Here is a 16,017-nt window from a genome sequence, read left to right as displayed (position 1 = left end):
TTCGCGGCGAGTTGGAACCGGAGCTGGCCCAGGTCGCTCCCTATCTGGTCGAACTGGACGCTGACTCCCCCTTCACCGGACGACTTCTCACCTACGAGGTGGGGCGGCACTGGGGCATACTCGCGGGCTCCGACGCGAACTTCCGTAGCCTTCGTACGCATTTTCGCAACTTGTTCATCGTCGCGGATCAGCAGGGTAAGCCGCACTATTTCCGCTATTATGATCCACGGATACTGTCCATCTACCTGCCTGCCTGCAATACGGGGGAGTTACAGACCCTGTTCGGGCCGGTCGGCGCCTATTATGCTCAGGCACGGGGCACCGACACCCTGTTACGCTTTACGCTCGACGGCGCCCGGCTCGGACAGCAGTCGCTGACGCACTCCGCCGCCGACGCCGCGGTAGCGGAGTAATGCATGCAGTACTCGCCCGTTTCGCAATGGTACCCGCTCGCACCGACTTCGGTATTGCAGGAGCTGACCATGAGCCCATTGGAAATGAGATGAGCGGTGCGACATGCTGATCATCCGCCAGGAACAGATGGAGGTCTTCGACGCGGCGGCTTGGCGTGCCTTCGAGGATCAGATGGTCGCACATCTTGCCGATTTCAGGCCACTGCTTTGCCAGTCGATCGGCCAAGAGCAGATGCGCCGGGTAATCCGGCGCGGTATCGAGAGCGCCCGCGGCTACGGATTCGATCGCCGGGGTCCGATGCGTTTGTATCTCGAACTGATGCTCGTCCTGGGCAGCGCCTTCGACACCGACCCGCAATACCCCTGGGCGGGAGAGATTCTCAAAGAACGCGACTCCGGCTCCCAGATGGACCGTGCCGAGCGTCTTTATGAGCGAGTCATCGACTATCAATTTCAGGTTGCCGGTCCGGATGATGTCTATCGACTGAAGGCGCTGACGAACATCCGGGCCTTCGCCAGTCAGCCGCTGAACTTTGCCCCTAACGATCTGGTCCCCTTCATGCTTGATGAGATCGGCCTGATCTACCCCGAGAAGGCCGCCTTTCTCGGCAGCGAGGCGCTCATGGCGCTCATTCTCAAGAGGCAACTGGGGGCGCGCAATCAGCGGCTGACGACGCCTCGCGGGATGGCTCTGGTGGTCATGCTGATGCTGGGCTTCGGTCACGGGTGCGGTGGCGATCCGCTCTATCCCTGGATTGGGGAGATACTGAGGGATAAGAGCACCAGCGACCCTGATGCGAAGGCGAAACTTCTGGAAGAGAATGCATTGCTTTGGGTTGGATATGTGGTGGCCGATACGCGTCAAACAGAGCGGTCATGAGTAATCGGAGTCGCGAGCATGGCGGTTCAAATGCTCGTGCTAAGCGGACAACCAGCAAACGTACATTAGCCAACTGCTGATAGTCTCGTGTGAAGAGTACAAGAGCGTCAATACAGAAGTGAGCGGACAGTGCCGGCTTAATCGGGTTTTGATCATGGGGCGAGGCTAAGTACTAATGTCAAACCGCACACCAGTGCCGCCTGCTGGCGCGAACTTACCGACTCCAGTCACAAAGGGATTCGGTGCTTCTCAAAAAGTTCATGCTATCTTGACCTGTGCGGCAGCCACTCCGAACGTAGAGAGAATGGAACAGAAAACGGGGGCTGACCCCAGTTATGTGGCGGGAACCTCGCGAGTAGACCAAGATAGGGATCTGACCCCTATTCCAATGACATCTATTCCCCCCCCTATTCCCTCGCAGGCGGCAGCAGCGGCATCGGCGGCGAGCACAGCACCAATAGCGGGGTCTTACCCCGTTACTCTGCAGGACCGGACATGCGGGATGCCCCAAGCAGTTTCACGCTGCGCTATCTCATCGTGTACAAATAGGGGGAGGGTTTTCTTCTGTGATCAATGTAATTTATATTTTTGCAGGAACCATAAAACCCATAAATCGCATAGTAAATCAGAAGAGCGCGGAGCCCCGTGGTTCCAAGCTATGACCATTAGGGAAATTCTTGCGGAAAAGGGGCAATCGGTTACTGAACGCACACTCCTGCATGTTACACCGTGCCGCGACACCTCATTTTTGACTGGAGTTCGTCCACTTGCTTATTGGACTATGCTTGACCATAACGTCTTAAGCGAAACCGTGAGCATGTTCCAATTCTCACGCGTTGGGAAGGACGCTCAGGGATCTCTACGGTCCCCCCACGACTACTCAACAATTTACGGTCTTGTCTTAGCGGAAAACGATCAAGTGCCCTTTTACAATTCCAATAGGGAAATGGACCCCGAGCGAAGAGGTTCTAACACGGAATATCGCAATATCTCACTTTTGCCTCCAGGTGCTTTTCGGTACGTAGGTATACAAGAATAGTAACACGCGAAAGACAGCAAGAGACACGAAGAAGCAGCCGCGGGGTCAAGGGCCGCGTGAAAGGCTGCGGGGTTGAAAGGCATCGGGGTCAAAGGGCACGCAGAAGCCCGGAGCACGGGACGGGGTCAAGCACTGGACGGGGTCACAGGACGGGGTCAGGTCACAGGACGGGGGGTCACACAGGACACAGGACGGGGTCAGGACACAGGACGGGGTCAGGTCTTGCAATCCAGCATTTCGGTCACAGGACGGGGTCAGGTCTTGGGCACAGGTCCAGGACGGGGGCAGGTCTTGCAATCCAGCATTTCTGAACTAGACTTTGGGGCATGACCAGACCGCTGCGCATCGCGCTCGCCAGCGAGCTTTACCATGTCACCTCGCGGGGCGACCGCCGCGAGGCGATCTATCGCGACGAGCGGGACCGGGCGGATTGATTGGCGGCACTGGGGGCGACCTGCGAGCGGTTCAACTGGCGCTGCCACGGCTACTGCGAGATGACTAACCACTACCATGTCGTGGTGGAGACGCCGGACGCGAACCTGTCGCCGGGTATGCGTCAACGCAACGGCATCTACACGCATGTGTGGATCAGCCGTGTATCTGGGGGGACTGCGCCATCGGGTCTTTCTGGGCAGCAGTGCCTTCATCGAGCAGGCGGTCAGCGCCGGCGCGCCGCCGGGCCGGCTACGCGAAGTCTCCAGGGCGCAGCGCCGCCCGCTCGCCAAGTCGCTCGCTTACTTCGCACGGACCTATCCGCTACGTCGTGAGGCTATGGCACGCGCCTTTCTGACCGGTGCCTACACGATGCAGGAGATTGCAGACCACTTTGGCATTCATTACTCAACGGTCAGCCGCGCCGTGCAGTGGGCCGAGGACGGCGGCCTCTCGGCCTCCACCAAGCCAGCGACTGCCCTGCCGCCGACTCAGACAATCGCTGAGCATTTCGGCGTCAGCCGCATGACGGTCAGCCGGGCGGTGAACAACAAGGAGCAAGACTCGGCTGTAGCCGACGTCAATCACTATGGCCATCGATAACACAGTTGCCAACGCACCATCGCCTGACGATGGCCCCACCATCGTGCTGGCGGATCATCCTACCATCGCCAAAAGACTCAGGCGGCACGTGCAACCGGGCTTTCCAGAGCACTTGACGATTCTGGATACGATCGGTCAGGGTGGCGTGGGACGCGTCTATCTGGCCTATGATGAAATCATCGGCCGCCGGGTGGCAATGAAGGAGCTGCTGGCTGAATTTTCCGGCACCGCCGACAGCGAGGTGGCCAACTCGTTCATCCACGAGGCCAAGATTACCGGCAAGCTTGAGCACCCGGGCATTGTTGCAGTCTATGAACTCGGGCGGCACGCGGACGGCAAACCTTATTATGTCATGCGTTACGTCAAGGGCGAAACGCTGGAGCAATCACTTAACCAGTGCGTTCAGTCCGCGGTAGCCCCGGCCTTTGCCCGGCGCCTCAAGTTGCTCGACGTATTGATCGACGTCTGCGATGCGGTCGCCTACGCCCATGCCAAGGGCGTGATCCATCGCGACCTGAAACCCGGCAATATCGTCTGCGGCGGCTTCGGGGAGACCATCGTTCTCGACTGGGGCCTGGCACAGGTTCTGAGCGACGACGACAACACCTATTTCTATCGCGAGGCACTGACCCACCAGCGCCACACGTTAAGCGACAAGCAGACCGTCCAGGTTGTGGGAACGCCTGAGTATATGGCCCCGGAACAATTTCGCGGCGAGGCCGGAAAGGCCAGTGATGTCTATAGCCTGGGCGTTATTCTTTACCGGATCATCACCGGCGAACTGCCTTATCGCGGCAGGCTTGAGGAGATCGAGACACAGATCGGCGCGCACCCCGCCGTGCGCTCGCCCGGAACGCTCAACCCGTCCGCACCTCCGGAACTGATTGCCATCTGCGACAAGGCCATACGCACCGCGCCGCAGGAGCGATTCCGCGACGCCGGTGAACTGGCAGTGCAATTGCGCGCCTTTCGTGAAGGCGGCATGGTCAATATCTATTCCTATTCCACTCGGGAACTGCTGCGCCGCTTTCTGGCGCGCCACCGCGCCTTGGTCGTGATGGCCGGGCTATTACTCGTTGCCATCATCAGCGGCGCCGGCTTTTCGCTCCATTACGCGGCGCAGATGGAGCAGGCCAAGACCAGGGCCGAGGGGGCTCTGGTGGATTTGACGACGTACGCCCAACGGTCGCAGGAACAGGCGCGCGCGATCACCGCGGCCATCGTGGGCGATACCGCGAAGCTGTTCGCTGACCTCAATAAGACCAAAGCCGATATCGCTGTTGCGGATGACATCACGACACGACAACTGCTCACGCAACTGCACCACCGCCACCCGCATTTTGAATCCTTTGCGCTAGGCACCGAGCCCGAGATTCTGTCCGCCTTGAATCAGGACGCGAGCCATAATGGACAACTGCCGGCGATGCCGGTCGCGCTACTCGACAACCAACGCATACTGCTGATTTATCGCGTCCCCATAATGAAAAATGGCACTCCCGTAAGCTACCTCGAGGCACGTGTCTATCCGGGACAGGTATTGCCCAAATTTGTCCCGCTGGTCGCCACGCGCGAGGCGCAGGCCCGGAATGTCTGGATCATGCGCCAGGACGGGTTGACGGTCTATAATGATCGCACGGAATACATCGGCCAGAATCTCTTTCTCGCCCCGTCGCCGTCGGTGCAGGCCTTCGGGAGGCTGATGCAGGGCGCGGCCTATGGCATTGGCTATTATTCCATTGTCATCGGCGACACCGAGTTCAGCCAAATTGCCGCCTGGGAAACGATCGACGGTGGGACCAAGGACAGTTGGAAAGTAGTCGTCAATTATCCTTATACACAAAAAAGGGTAGTGCCACGGACGCAGTAATAAGGATCGGGGGTCACCCCCCCCAGCATGTCACAAGGCGATGGTTATCCACAATGGCCGCACACGGCTGGTGCGACCTTGGTCATCGTTCCGACCGCCGCCCGGGCCTTCCCCACTGGTCGAGGTCTTGCCGTGAAAGTCAGGCCGGGACCCGGTGAGGGCGGCTTCAGAACAGGGTGCGTAGGTCGAGCACGACACCGGGGAGCGTAGCGATCTCGACGCGTGCCAAGTCGAAAACGCGGAACTGCTGGGTGTAACGGTCATCGTCCGGGTCCCGGTATACGTCCAGGTGGCGCCCAGAGATATCGACGATCCACACCTCAGGTATCCGTAAGCGGGCGTGAAGGGGCAATTTGGTCTGGCGATCGTGGGTCAGACTGGTCTCTGCAACCTCGATCAAGAGGAGACAATCCTCAGGCCCCGGGTGGGTCCGTTCGTAGTAGTCATCCCGACGACTAGGGCTTTGTCCCCAGACTAGACGAAACGGCGCTAGCAGGAAAGACCAAGGGCACAGACACCTGCGCAGCGACGTGCTCCAGCCGGGTGCGATCAAGAGTGATGTGGTCAGCAAGATCGCCCGTCGTAGGGTGGATAAGGCGCGCGGCGCGGCGCTGCGGACCAGGCACGGTGCTTGGACGCGCCGCATCCACCAGGGGCCGCTGGTGGATGCGCTGCGCTTATCCACCCTACGTCGTCACCGAAACCACATCAGTCTTGCTCGCACCCGCTCCAGCCAGCCGCTCACAGGGTCGAGATCCGCACCCCATAGACCCCGCCGATGACGACAAACTCGTCCTCCCCCTTGAGCATCCCCGGCAGCAGCCGGTTGTAGAAGAAGACCTTCGGCAGCGGCACCTGTGCGGTCAACAGATAGTCGCCGAATTCATCGGCGCGCTCGCGCTCGCTGGTGAAGCTGTTGAGGTTGTTGAGCAGCACCAGGTAGGTGCCGTCCGGCTCGCGGCCCAGGACCTCGTGATCGCCGATCGAGTTGATGCCCCGATACAGGGTCAGGTGGCTGAGCCCCGGGTGCTGGCGACGCAGCTCGTACTGACAATAGGTGTAGAGCAGGTCGAGCTGGGACTCCAGCGCATTGGTGCCGTAGATCCCCCGCACCGCTTCGGCCTGAAACCCCACATAGGCATCGCTCCCGCGCCCGTGCAGCGGCCCCCCATGGTGCCTGGCGAGTAACCCGAAGCGCGTTTCCGCCCAATACTTGAGCACCGCCCCCTCGCGCCCGTCCGAGTCGAAGGACCAGCCGCGCACCTGCCGCAGATAGTTGGCGTTGGCCCGGGACTTCTTGCGCCGGCCTGGCGTCAGGCCCGCCTCCTCCAGGTCCTCCAGACAAAAGCGCACCGTCATGTAGTCGACAAAACGCTCGGCCCGGGTCCGATGGTCGTCAACCGGGTCCAGGCGGCGGCAAAGGTCCGCGTGAAAATCTCGCACCCCATCGATTGCGAGCGGCACCGGGTGCTGCTGGTAGGCGAGGCTGCCCAGGATCCAGGGCGGCAGGTTGCAGCGGTTGAGGCACAGCCGCGCCGTCTTCGGCAGGGTCGGCGGCACGGCCGCCGGGGCGGCCAGCGACGGTTCGGCCGGGTCCGGCCCCATGTCCGACGCCGTTTGTCTGTAGCTATCCATACACCCGCCGCCGCCTTGTCGTGGATGCTACCAAGGCCGCAGGGCGCCCCACGACTACGCATTCTTTTGTTCTTACATAGATTTTAGTATGCATTAGGACCTGGCACGAGGTTTGCTGAAGGCTAAGCGAACGCCAATTTTGTTCAACCGCTGCGAAAGCCACTTACAGGAGAACCTACCCATGGCACTGCGTCAATGCGCCATTTACGGCAAAGGTGGAATCGGCAAATCCACCACCACCCAGAATCTGGTCGCCGGCCTGGCCGAGGCCGGTAAGAAGGTGATGATCGTCGGCTGCGACCCCAAGGCCGACTCCACCCGTCTGATCCTGCATGCCAAGGCCCAGAACTCCATCATGGAGATGGCGGCGAACGCCGGCAGCGTCGAAGACCTGGAACTGGAAGATGTCCTGAAGGTCGGCTACCGCGGCATCAAGTGCGTCGAGTCCGGCGGCCCGGAGCCGGGCGTCGGCTGCGCCGGCCGCGGTGTTATCACCGCCATCAACTTCCTGGAAGAGGAAGGCGCCTACGAGGCCGATCTGGACTTCGTCTTCTATGACGTGTTGGGCGACGTGGTGTGCGGCGGCTTCGCCATGCCCATCCGCGAGAACAAGGCCCAGGAGATCTACATCGTCTGCTCCGGCGAGATGATGGCCATGTACGCGGCCAACAACATCGCCAAGGGCATCGTGAAGTACGCCAACTCCGGTAGCGTGCGCCTGGCCGGCCTGATCTGCAACAGCCGCAACACCGCCCGCGAAGACGAATTGATCATGGAGCTGGCCCGCCAGCTCGGCACCCAGATGATCCATTTCGTGCCCCGCGACAACGTGGTGCAGCGCGCCGAGATCCGCCGCATGACGGTCATCGAGTATGACCCCAAGGCCGGGCAGGCCCAGCAGTATCGCGACCTGGCCCACAAGATCATCAACAACAAGAACTTCGTGATCCCGACCCCGATCACCATGGATGCGCTGGAAGCCCTGCTGATGGACTTCGGCCTGATGGACGAGGAAGACGAGTCAGTCGTCGGCAAGACGGCCGAGGCAGAAGCCGCCTGATCGGGCGCAGTCCCAAGATCGTGCCCCTAGGCGCCCCCTGGCGCCTCGGTGGTTCAGAACAGCGTTGTTGCAGAGCGTCTCGTCGGCAGATTAGCCGCGGCGCCCGTAGCGGAGAGCCAACATGGCAAATTTGACTCGTGAAGAGACCCTGGACCTCATTGCCGAGGTCCTGGAAGTCTACCCCGAAAAGGCCAAGAAGGACCGCGCCAAGCACCTGGCGGTCAACGATCAGTCGATCGAGCAGTCCAAGAAGTGCATCACCTCCAACCGCAAGTCACTGCCCGGTGTCATGACGGTGCGCGGCTGCGCCTATGCCGGCTCCAAGGGTGTGGTGTGGGGCCCGATCAAGGACATGATCCATATTTCCCACGGCCCGGTCGGCTGTGGTCAATATTCCCGCGCCGGGCGCCGCAATTATTATGTCGGCATGACCGGGGTCGACAGCTTCGGCACCATGAACTTCACCTCGGACTTCCAGGAGAAGGACATCGTCTTCGGCGGAGATAAGAAGCTCTCCAAGCTGATCGATGAGATCGAGCAGTTGTTCCCGCTCAACAAGGGGATCAGTATCCAGTCCGAGTGCCCGATCGGGCTCATCGGCGACGACATCGAGGCGGTCGCCAAGAAGAAGGCCAAGGAGCTCGAGAAGCCCATCGTCCCGGTCCGCTGCGAGGGGTTCCGCGGGGTCTCCCAGTCACTGGGTCACCACATTGCCAACGACGCGGTGCGCGACTGGGTCATCGGCAACCGCGACGGCGACGACTCGTTTGCGACCACGCCCTATGACGTGGCGGTGATCGGCGACTACAACATCGGCGGTGACGCCTGGGCCTCGCGTATCCTACTCGAAGAGATGGGTCTGCGCGTCGTTGCCCAGTGGTCGGGTGACGGCACCATTGCCGAGATGGAGCTCACGCCCAAGGTCAAGCTCAACCTCATCCACTGCTACCGGTCGATGAACTATATCAGCCGGCACATGGAAGAAAAGTACGGGATCCCATGGATGGAGTACAACTTCTTCGGGCCGACCAAGATCGCCGAGTCACTGCGCAAGATCGCTGCCTTCTTCGATGAGACCATCCAGGCCAACGCCGAGGCGGTCATCGCGAAATACGAGGCGCAGTACGCCGCGGTCATTGCCAAGTACCGGCCGCGCCTGGAAGGCAAACGGGTGATGTTGTATGTCGGTGGGCTGCGCCCCCGTCACGTCATCGGCGCCTATGAGGACCTGGGGATGGAGGTGGTCGGCACCGGCTACGAGTTCGCCCACAACGACGACTATGACCGCACCATCAAGGACATGGCCGAATCCACGTTGCTCTATGACGACGTGACCGGCTACGAGTTCGAGGAGTTCGTCAAGCGCATCAAGCCGGATCTGATCGGTTCCGGCATCAAGGAGAAGTACATCTTCCAGAAGATGGGCATCCCCTTCCGCCAGATGCACTCCTGGGACTACTCAGGCCCCTATCACGGCTATGACGGCTTCTCCATCTTTGCCCGCGATATGGATATGACCATCAACAACCCCTGCTGGGGCAAGATGCAGGCCCCCTGGCTGGCGGCGGAGGCGGCCCAGGCGGAACCGGTTCAGGCCCGCGCCTAGCGGTCAGCGGCCGCCGGTGCGCCGGCGGCCAGAGTATGCCCGAAGATCAGTCCCTTTCATGCCATTGTTCGCAGATTAGCGGCGCGGCAGGAGATTCGAAATGAGCCAGACAGTCGACGACATCAAGCCGAGCTACCCGCTGTTCCGGGCGCCGGAGTACAAGGACAACCTCGCCAACAAGCGTAACACGGTCGAAGAGGGCCACACCAGCGAGCGCGTGGCGCAGGTCTTTCAGTGGACCACCACCGAGGAATACAAGGAACTCAACTTCAAGCGTGAGGCCCTGACCATCAACCCGGCCAAGGCGTGCCAGCCCCTGGGTGCGGTGCTTTGCGCCCTGGGGTTCGAGAAGACCCTGCCCTATGTGCATGGTTCCCAGGGGTGTGTGGCCTATTTCCGCTCCTATTTCAACCGGCACTTCAAGGAGCCGATCGCCTGCGTGTCCGACTCCATGACCGAGGACGCGGCGGTCTTCGGCGGCCAGAAGAATATGTTCGACGGTCTGGAGAACGCGCTGGCGCTCTACAAGCCGGAGATGATCGCGGTGTCCACCACCTGTATGGCGGAGGTCATCGGCGATGACCTGAGCAGCTTCATCACCAATGCCAAGAAAGAGGGTCACATCCCCCAGGAACTCCCGGTCCCCTTCGCCCATACCCCGAGCTTTGTCGGTTCCCATACCACCGGTTGGGACAACATGTTCGAGGGCATCGTCCGGCACTTCAGCCTGAACGCCATGGAGGATAAGAAGGTCGGCAGCAACGGCAAGATCAATGTGGTGCCGGGCTTTGAGACCTACCTGGGTAATTACCGGGTCATCCACCGCATGCTCGATGAAATGGGCGTGGCCCACAGCATGCTGTGCGACCCCACCGAGGTGCTGGACACCCCGGCCGACGGTGAATACCGCATGTATGCCGGCGGCACCACCCAGACCGAGGTCAAGGACGCGCCCAACGCCATCGACACCCTGCTGCTGCAGCCCTGGCAGTTGCCCAAGACCAAGAAGCACGTCGAACTGGTCTGGAACCAGCCGGCCACCCCCATCAACATCCCCATGGGGTTGGAGTGGACGGACGACTTCCTGATGAAGGTCTCGGCGCTGACGGGTAAGCCGATCCCGGCCTCGCTGGCCAAGGAGCGCGGCCGCCTGGTGGACATGATGACCGACAGCCACGCCTGGCTGCACGGCAAGAAGTTTGCACTCTACGGCGATGCGGACTATGTCCTGGGCATGGTGAAGTTCCTGCTGGAACTGGGTGCAGAGCCGACCGATATCCTCTGCCAACAGGCCAACAAGCGCTGGAAGAAGGAGGTTGAGGGCATCCTGGCCGCGTCGCCCTACGGCAAGGGCGCGACGGTCCATACGGGTGCGGACCTGTGGCACTTCCGCTCACTGGTCTTTACCAACAAGCCGGACTTCATGATCGGCAACTCGTACGGCAAGTTCATTCAGCGTGACACCCTGCAGAAGGGAGTGGAGTTCGAGGTCCCGTTGATCCGTATCGGGTTCCCGATCTTCGACCGGCACCACCTGCACCGGATGACCACCCTGGGGTATGAGGGGGCCATGTACATCCTCACCACCCTGGTCAACGCGGTGCTGGAACGACTGGACGACGAGACCCGCATCATGGGCGTCACCGACTACAACTACGACTTGGTCCGTTAACCGGGAACCGACCGCCATCCCGGCGGTCGGTTCCCTGTGACTGGCTGGATGCCACGAAGTCGAGTAGGTCGGGTTAGCGAAGCGTAACCCGACGCTGAATGCCACGAAGCGTCGGGTTACGGCCCGCGGTAGCACCGCGCCAACTTGAGTGATCAACGCAGCGCGCCTAACCCGACCGACGACCGACGACCGCGGTTAACACTGACTCAAGGTGCCCCAATGCCCAGCGTGATGATCCGTAAGAGCGACAGCGGCGCGCTCATCTTCTATGTGGCCAAGAAGGACATGGAAGAGACCATTGCCACTGTCGAGACCGACACCCCGGAGAGCTGGGGCGGTGAGGTGGAGCTGACCGACGGGTCACGGTGGTACATTGACCCCATCAGCCCACCCCCGATCTTTCCGACCACCCTGCGCTTCAAACGCGCCGAATGACCCTGCAACCGGCCGCCGCCCGCGGCGGCGTCGATTAGAGAACCGGAGACCAATCATGGCCATGCAAATCGTGAGATCCGCCTGTACCGCCTGCGGCGACTGCGCACCCATCTGCCCCACCAAGTCCATTACCCCTTTCAAGGGCGTCTACAAGATCGACCCCGACACCTGCACCGAGTGCGAGGGCGAATTCGACATGCCCCAGTGCGTCAATGCCTGCATGGAAGACGACTGCATCATCGCCGCGTAGGGTGGATAAGCGCAGCGCATCCACCATCCGCTGAGGTTGGTGGATGCGGCGCGTAACGGGGCGGTGCTGATCGGAGCGGTCGTGAGACGCGCCTTATCCAGCCTACGTCGATCCCCATGTCCTTACATCACAATTTGCATCCATCTGGGGACAATCCTATGGCCAGCCCGATCTCCGAAGACCTCGCCCTACGTATCGGCCTGGCGGCCCGCGCCCTGCCGGACACCGACCCGGCACGCCTGATCCGGGTGCTGGCCGCGGCCATTGGCTTGCCCCCAACCGCGGAGAAACTCGCCGCGCTCAAGGTGAAGGACCTTCGGGCCGCCGCCGACGGAGAATTAGGCGACATCGACATTGATGCACTCAAGGCCGCCCTGGCGTACCTCAAGGGCGAAGGTTTCAGCGAGTCGGCCCCCCCGCCCCCGCTCGCCCCCTACACCGAGGGCGACATGCCGGGCTCGATCCGCGTCGCCTGCGCCTCCGACACCGGCGAGAACCTGGACGGACACTTCGGCGCCGCCCGGCGCTTCCTGATCTATCAGGTTTCGGGAACCGAGTGCCGATTGATCGACGTCCGCCGGGTGGACGACATCGGTGTCGAAGACAGAAATGCCTACCGTGCCGGGTTGATCGCAGACTGTCAGGTCCTCTATGTCGCCTCTATCGGCGGCCCGGCCACGGCCAAGGTGATCAAGCTGGACATCCACCCGATCAAGGACGCGGCCGGCGGCAGCGCCCGCGAGCGCATGGTGCGGCTCCAGGAAACCCTGTCACACCAGGCCCCGCCCTGGCTCGCCAAGGCCATGGGGTTGGCGCCGCAGGAGCGTATTCGCTTTGAACGCAGCTGCGAGGAGGAGGCATGATCAGCGCTGAGCGTCTCGATCAGGTGGTGCAGGTCGTTGCGCGGGCCGGGCTCAATGAGCAGACCGTCGGGGCACTGCGCGAGGTCTTCGCGCCCATCCATTTCACCTACTGCCAGGATGAGGACATCGGCGAAGGCGTCGGTGTGACCGCACCGGTGCGGAGCTCCGACGGATTCAATCTCTATCTGGTCGACGGCCAGGCCCACTGCCTGCGCCTGACGGCCGATGCGGATGCCGCGACCGGTCTGGTCCTGGCCGCACTGGACCATGGAGCCCACTAGGGCACCCGCCCTTGGGCCCGCGGCGGCTGCACCCGACGTGTCCGCGCCACCGCTCCCCAACTGCGCCGAGTGCCCGCACCGGCGCGACCTACTGACCCAGGGGCGCTGCACCCCGGGGGATGTGTGCGTGCGCAGCATGAACGGCCGTGAGATCGAACGCTTCTTCCGGGTCAATCCGGCCCTGGCGGAGGACTGCGCCGGAGACGACTGCTGGGAACGGCGCGCCATTGCCGCCCGCTATGTTTCGCAGCCGACACTACTGGCGCTGCTGCGCGACCCGGACGAGACGGTGCGGCGCGTACTCGCCTACCGCCTGCCGGTCGAGGCGCTGGACGTGCTCGCGACCGACCCGGACCGCGAGGTGCGGGTGATGGTCGCGCAACGCCTGCCCCCCGAGCGGGTGGAGCGCCTGGCCACTGACCCGGACTACCTGGTGCGCCAATATGTCGCGCGCCGGCTGCCAATCGGGCGGCTGTTCCGGATGCTCCGCGACCCGGACTCCCAGGTGCGCGTCACCGTCGCGGACCGTCTCCCGCTCGAGAGCCTGGGTCTGCTGCGCAACGACCCCGAACCCGAGGTGCGGATCAAGGTGGCGGAGCGCATCGGCTGCGAGGAGGTCAACGGCCTCACTCAGGACCCGGACTGGCGGGTACGCCTGCGCCTGGCGCAGCGGCTGCCGGGCCACCTGCTCGCCGCCTTGCTCGACGACTCCGACCCCGATGTCCGGGCGACCGCACAGGCCCGGGCCGCGGCCAATTCACCGACCACCGACCGATAAGGCCAAGCGAATGACAGCCACCGACCTTGACCCAACCCAATCCCAAACGCTCGCCCTGCGCGTGGCCCAGATCTGCACGGAGCTACCAACCGGCGCGGGCGTACCGGCCCTGGTAGCGGCCATCGGCAACCTGCTGCCCGAGGTCCGCCACGCCCTCTCGCGCGGCGGCTGGCATCGACTGGGCGGGGTCGTGGACGCAGACGGCGCCCGGGTCGCCGAGCACATCGGCCCCTGGGCGGAGTCATTCTCCGGCGGTGACGTCGACGAACTGATGGCACGGATCGACGGTCAAGGCTACTGCGCCACCCGCCTCAACGGCCAAACCCATTATCTGGTCGCGGCGACCGGCCCGGCGGCGCACGACTTCATCCAGATCGAGGTCGAGGAGTTGCAAGAGGTACTGGAGCATCGCCTGAGCGAGTCGGACTGGTTCCCGGACAGCATCGCAGACTTCGTCGACCCCATGGATCGCCCGCGCCTGGAGCCGACACCGGTGGGACCACCGCGGCTGCTCTTTCGCCGGCTGCTTCCGGTCAATGCACTGGTGGAGTCCACCGACGCCAGCCCCCGCCTCACCCGCTTCCTGGCGGATTGGGACCGCAGCAGCGCCGGCGAGACCTCGACCTTCTGCGAACACTGGGTGCTCGCCATCCGTGAATATCGCGACCAAGAGGGCGACGACCACCGCAGCGCCAAGCCGGTCGCCATCGCCGCCGCGCAGGCCCCAGCACTGCCCGATGGCGAGGTGGCGCGGGGCGCCCAACTCGCCAACCAAATCCACGGCTTCGACCGGGCACTCGGCTACCCCTTTGCCTGGTACTTCCACATGCTGACCAACCCCAAGGTCTCGCACCAATTGGCCGAGGCCGTCCACGCCGACCTGATGGGCGCCTATGACTACCTACCGGTGCGCGACCTCAAAGTGCTGCGCGATTGGTACGACCGACCCTATGGCGCCTGAGCCACCGAATCCTTACCCCCAACCTGAGAGACCAATCCGATGCTGCTCGACACCTACCAGGAACAGGAACGCTACTGGCTCATCACCGCCCAGGGCCCAACCGGCACCGCGGGACTCTATGCCTTCCGCGGCGATCTGATCGTGCTGGCCGGTGAGTTCGATGAGGCCGCCCGTAAACGCAACCCGCCCCGGGCAATGCTCAAGGAGGCGGTGGTGCTGGCGACGGCCGATAAACTGCAATTCATCGCCGGCAACTTCGCCAGCATCGACGAACTGCCCGAGTTTGTGACGCGCTTCCAGGACGAGCTGGCCCCGGACTGCGTCCCGGTCTTCTATGTAGACAACATCGCCGCCAGCGCCCAGGTCCAGATCGGCGCCAACCGCTATATCCTGATCAGGTTCGACGACGGCATCGTCTGGAACAACCTGATGGACGAATTCTATGTGGAGAAAGCAGACCTGAAGGGTCAGAACTCCGAGGACAAGGTGCTCACCGTCGCGCAGGCGGCCAAGGACCACACCTACAAAGTCCCGCAGCAGACCCTGGATCAGGTGCTGGCGGGCAAGACCCAGAGCCGCCGCGAGGTCTGGGGGGCGGTGTAGGCGGCGGCCCTCTGGAGTCCAAGGCTTCAGCCTTGGTCCGATCCATCCAAGGCACGAGCCTTGGACTCTGGCCTCGGGGTGGCAGGAACGACGATCAAGGCCCTGGAGTAAAACGGGGCCACCAATAAAGTGGCCCCCGCAAATCCGGACCCCATATCGGCGATCCTGCTAACCGAAGAATCTGTTCAACGTCTTCTTGAGCCAACCTGGATTCATCATCTTGGCTGCATAGGGCGCATAATCCTTGTCGTCTCTCTTGATGTGGTTGGTTAACCATATCTGCAGCGTCGACATCAATTTGCTGGTCACATCCCTGCCCTCTTCATGCTGCTGAACGAATTTCTTGATGTTCGAAATAAACGCCTCGTGCACCTTCTTGTGTGAGTCGGACAGGGGATAGCCGGCGTTTTTCATCAACTCCTCTTCAAAGGCGAAATGGGTGTTCGTATAATCGACCAGGTTCATCAGGACCTGCGTCACCTCCTCTTTGTCTCTTTCGTTTCTCGCCACCGCTAACTCATTGATGTAATCAACAATTCGGCGGTGTTGACTGTCGATCACATCGATACCAACCGAGAGGGACGGGTCCCAGGACCAATAGATCATTGCATTTCTCCGCGCTTGCGCGAACAGGTTGTT

At 62.1% G+C, this 16,017-nt stretch carries 17 protein-coding genes; 14 read left to right on the top strand and 3 right to left on the bottom strand.

Features of this window, described 5'->3' with window-relative positions; genetic code table 11:
* From QZY44_RS07655 to QZY44_RS07635, 4 genes are all read left to right on the top strand, one after another.
* Positions 1 to 413 (top strand): DUF4123 domain-containing protein (locus QZY44_RS07655; protein WP_295444528.1); only part of this gene is annotated, 413 nt, incomplete at its 5' end.
* Between the two features lie 103 nt (positions 414 to 516).
* Positions 517 to 1,293 carry a hypothetical protein gene (locus QZY44_RS07650; protein ID WP_295444525.1) on the top strand — a complete coding sequence of 259 codons (777 nt, stop codon included), beginning with the start codon at positions 517 to 519 and terminating at the stop codon, positions 1,291 to 1,293.
* Between the two features lie 1,618 nt (positions 1,294 to 2,911).
* Positions 2,912 to 3,367, top strand: coding sequence for a helix-turn-helix domain-containing protein (locus QZY44_RS35680; protein WP_365303616.1), 456 nt, complete (start codon positions 2,912 to 2,914; stop codon positions 3,365 to 3,367).
* Positions 3,354 to 5,234, top strand: coding sequence for a serine/threonine-protein kinase (locus QZY44_RS07635; RefSeq protein ID WP_295444522.1), 1,881 nt, complete (start codon positions 3,354 to 3,356; stop codon positions 5,232 to 5,234). The genes QZY44_RS35680 and QZY44_RS07635 overlap by 14 nt, the downstream gene beginning before the upstream one ends.
* Before the next feature lie 166 nt (positions 5,235 to 5,400).
* Here QZY44_RS07635 and QZY44_RS07630 read toward each other — a convergent pair whose 3' ends face one another.
* A complete protein-coding gene (locus tag QZY44_RS07630; RefSeq protein ID WP_295444533.1) occupies positions 5,401 to 5,880 on the bottom strand; it encodes a Uma2 family endonuclease in 480 nt (159 codons plus the stop codon).
* Between the two features lie 95 nt (positions 5,881 to 5,975).
* Positions 5,976 to 6,839 carry an NAD(+)--dinitrogen-reductase ADP-D-ribosyltransferase gene (locus tag QZY44_RS07625; RefSeq protein WP_295444531.1) on the bottom strand — a complete coding sequence of 288 codons (864 nt, stop codon included), beginning with the start codon at positions 6,837 to 6,839 and terminating at the stop codon, positions 5,976 to 5,978.
* 211 nt (positions 6,840 to 7,050) lie between these two features.
* Here QZY44_RS07625 and nifH point away from each other — a divergent pair, with 211 nt between their 5' ends.
* The 10 genes from nifH to QZY44_RS07575 all read left to right on the top strand — a co-directional run bounded on the left by nifH (position 7,051) and on the right by QZY44_RS07575 (position 15,378).
* Positions 7,051 to 7,929: a nitrogenase iron protein gene (nifH, locus tag QZY44_RS07620; RefSeq protein WP_295444519.1), complete on the top strand. Its 879-nt coding sequence runs from the start codon at positions 7,051 to 7,053 to the stop codon at positions 7,927 to 7,929.
* 121 nt (positions 7,930 to 8,050) lie between these two features.
* A complete protein-coding gene (gene nifD, locus QZY44_RS07615; protein WP_295444517.1) occupies positions 8,051 to 9,535 on the top strand; it encodes a nitrogenase molybdenum-iron protein alpha chain in 1,485 nt (494 codons plus the stop codon).
* Between the two features lie 100 nt (positions 9,536 to 9,635).
* Positions 9,636 to 11,207, top strand: coding sequence for a nitrogenase molybdenum-iron protein subunit beta (nifK, locus tag QZY44_RS07610; RefSeq protein WP_295444515.1), 1,572 nt, complete (start codon positions 9,636 to 9,638; stop codon positions 11,205 to 11,207).
* A 219-nt stretch (positions 11,208 to 11,426) separates the two neighbouring features.
* Positions 11,427 to 11,642 (top strand): putative nitrogen fixation protein NifT, encoded by a 216-nt coding sequence (nifT, locus tag QZY44_RS07605; protein ID WP_295444512.1) that lies wholly within the window; start codon positions 11,427 to 11,429, stop codon positions 11,640 to 11,642.
* 55 nt (positions 11,643 to 11,697) lie between these two features.
* Positions 11,698 to 11,892 carry a 4Fe-4S binding protein gene (locus QZY44_RS07600; RefSeq protein ID WP_295389619.1) on the top strand — a complete coding sequence of 65 codons (195 nt, stop codon included), beginning with the start codon at positions 11,698 to 11,700 and terminating at the stop codon, positions 11,890 to 11,892.
* Positions 11,893 to 12,050: 158 nt separating this feature from the next.
* Positions 12,051 to 12,755 carry a dinitrogenase iron-molybdenum cofactor biosynthesis protein gene (locus tag QZY44_RS07595; RefSeq protein WP_295444509.1) on the top strand — a complete coding sequence of 235 codons (705 nt, stop codon included), beginning with the start codon at positions 12,051 to 12,053 and terminating at the stop codon, positions 12,753 to 12,755.
* Complete coding sequence (locus QZY44_RS07590; RefSeq protein ID WP_295444506.1) at positions 12,752 to 13,036, top strand: DUF6129 family protein; 285 nt, start codon at positions 12,752 to 12,754, stop codon at positions 13,034 to 13,036. Before QZY44_RS07595 ends, QZY44_RS07590 begins: the two co-directional genes overlap by 4 nt.
* A gap of 37 nt (positions 13,037 to 13,073) precedes the next feature.
* On the top strand, positions 13,074 to 13,814 hold the full coding sequence (locus QZY44_RS07585; RefSeq protein WP_295444503.1) for a 4Fe4S-binding leucine-rich repeat protein: 741 nt from the start codon (positions 13,074 to 13,076) through the stop codon (positions 13,812 to 13,814).
* 10 nt (positions 13,815 to 13,824) lie between these two features.
* Entirely contained in the window at positions 13,825 to 14,775 is a 951-nt protein-coding gene (locus tag QZY44_RS07580) for a hypothetical protein (RefSeq protein ID WP_295444499.1), read from the top strand.
* A 39-nt stretch (positions 14,776 to 14,814) separates the two neighbouring features.
* On the top strand, positions 14,815 to 15,378 hold the full coding sequence (locus QZY44_RS07575) for a hypothetical protein (RefSeq protein ID WP_295444496.1): 564 nt from the start codon (positions 14,815 to 14,817) through the stop codon (positions 15,376 to 15,378).
* 168 nt (positions 15,379 to 15,546) lie between these two features.
* Here the strand turns inward: QZY44_RS07575 and QZY44_RS07570 are convergent, their stop codons facing one another.
* Positions 15,547 to 15,984, bottom strand: coding sequence for a bacteriohemerythrin (locus tag QZY44_RS07570; protein WP_295444493.1), 438 nt, complete (start codon positions 15,982 to 15,984; stop codon positions 15,547 to 15,549).
* Between the last annotated feature and the right edge of the window lie 33 nt (positions 15,985 to 16,017).

It is taken from the genome of uncultured Thiodictyon sp. (assembly GCA_903837595.1).
GTDB lineage: Bacteria > Pseudomonadota > Gammaproteobacteria > Chromatiales > Chromatiaceae > Thiodictyon.
This window is presented reverse-complemented; position numbering and strand designations above follow the sequence as displayed.

Excerpts from the sequence above, each read along its gene's own strand:
- QZY44_RS07575 (WP_295444496.1), top strand. The coding sequence starts at position 14,815 with ATGCTGCTCGACACCTACCAGGAACAGGAACGCTACTGGCTCATCACC.
- QZY44_RS07600 (WP_295389619.1), top strand. The coding sequence starts at position 11,698 with ATGGCCATGCAAATCGTGAGATCCGCCTGTACCGCCTGCGGCGACTGC.
- QZY44_RS07650 (WP_295444525.1), top strand. The coding sequence starts at position 517 with ATGCTGATCATCCGCCAGGAACAGATGGAGGTCTTCGACGCGGCGGCT.
- QZY44_RS07590 (WP_295444506.1), top strand. The coding sequence starts at position 12,752 with ATGATCAGCGCTGAGCGTCTCGATCAGGTGGTGCAGGTCGTTGCGCGG.
- nifH (WP_295444519.1), top strand. The coding sequence starts at position 7,051 with ATGGCACTGCGTCAATGCGCCATTTACGGCAAAGGTGGAATCGGCAAA.
- QZY44_RS07570 (WP_295444493.1), bottom strand. The coding sequence starts at position 15,984 with ATGATCTATTGGTCCTGGGACCCGTCCCTCTCGGTTGGTATCGATGTG.
- QZY44_RS07580 (WP_295444499.1), top strand. The coding sequence starts at position 13,825 with ATGACAGCCACCGACCTTGACCCAACCCAATCCCAAACGCTCGCCCTG.
- QZY44_RS07635 (WP_295444522.1), top strand. The coding sequence starts at position 3,354 with ATGGCCATCGATAACACAGTTGCCAACGCACCATCGCCTGACGATGGC.
- QZY44_RS07625 (WP_295444531.1), bottom strand. The coding sequence starts at position 6,839 with ATGGGGCCGGACCCGGCCGAACCGTCGCTGGCCGCCCCGGCGGCCGTG.
- QZY44_RS35680 (WP_365303616.1), top strand. The coding sequence starts at position 2,912 with ATGTGTGGATCAGCCGTGTATCTGGGGGGACTGCGCCATCGGGTCTTT.
- nifD (WP_295444517.1), top strand. The coding sequence starts at position 8,051 with ATGGCAAATTTGACTCGTGAAGAGACCCTGGACCTCATTGCCGAGGTC.
- QZY44_RS07630 (WP_295444533.1), bottom strand. The coding sequence starts at position 5,880 with ATGCGGCGCGTCCAAGCACCGTGCCTGGTCCGCAGCGCCGCGCCGCGC.
- nifK (WP_295444515.1), top strand. The coding sequence starts at position 9,636 with ATGAGCCAGACAGTCGACGACATCAAGCCGAGCTACCCGCTGTTCCGG.
- nifT (WP_295444512.1), top strand. The coding sequence starts at position 11,427 with ATGCCCAGCGTGATGATCCGTAAGAGCGACAGCGGCGCGCTCATCTTC.
- QZY44_RS07595 (WP_295444509.1), top strand. The coding sequence starts at position 12,051 with ATGGCCAGCCCGATCTCCGAAGACCTCGCCCTACGTATCGGCCTGGCG.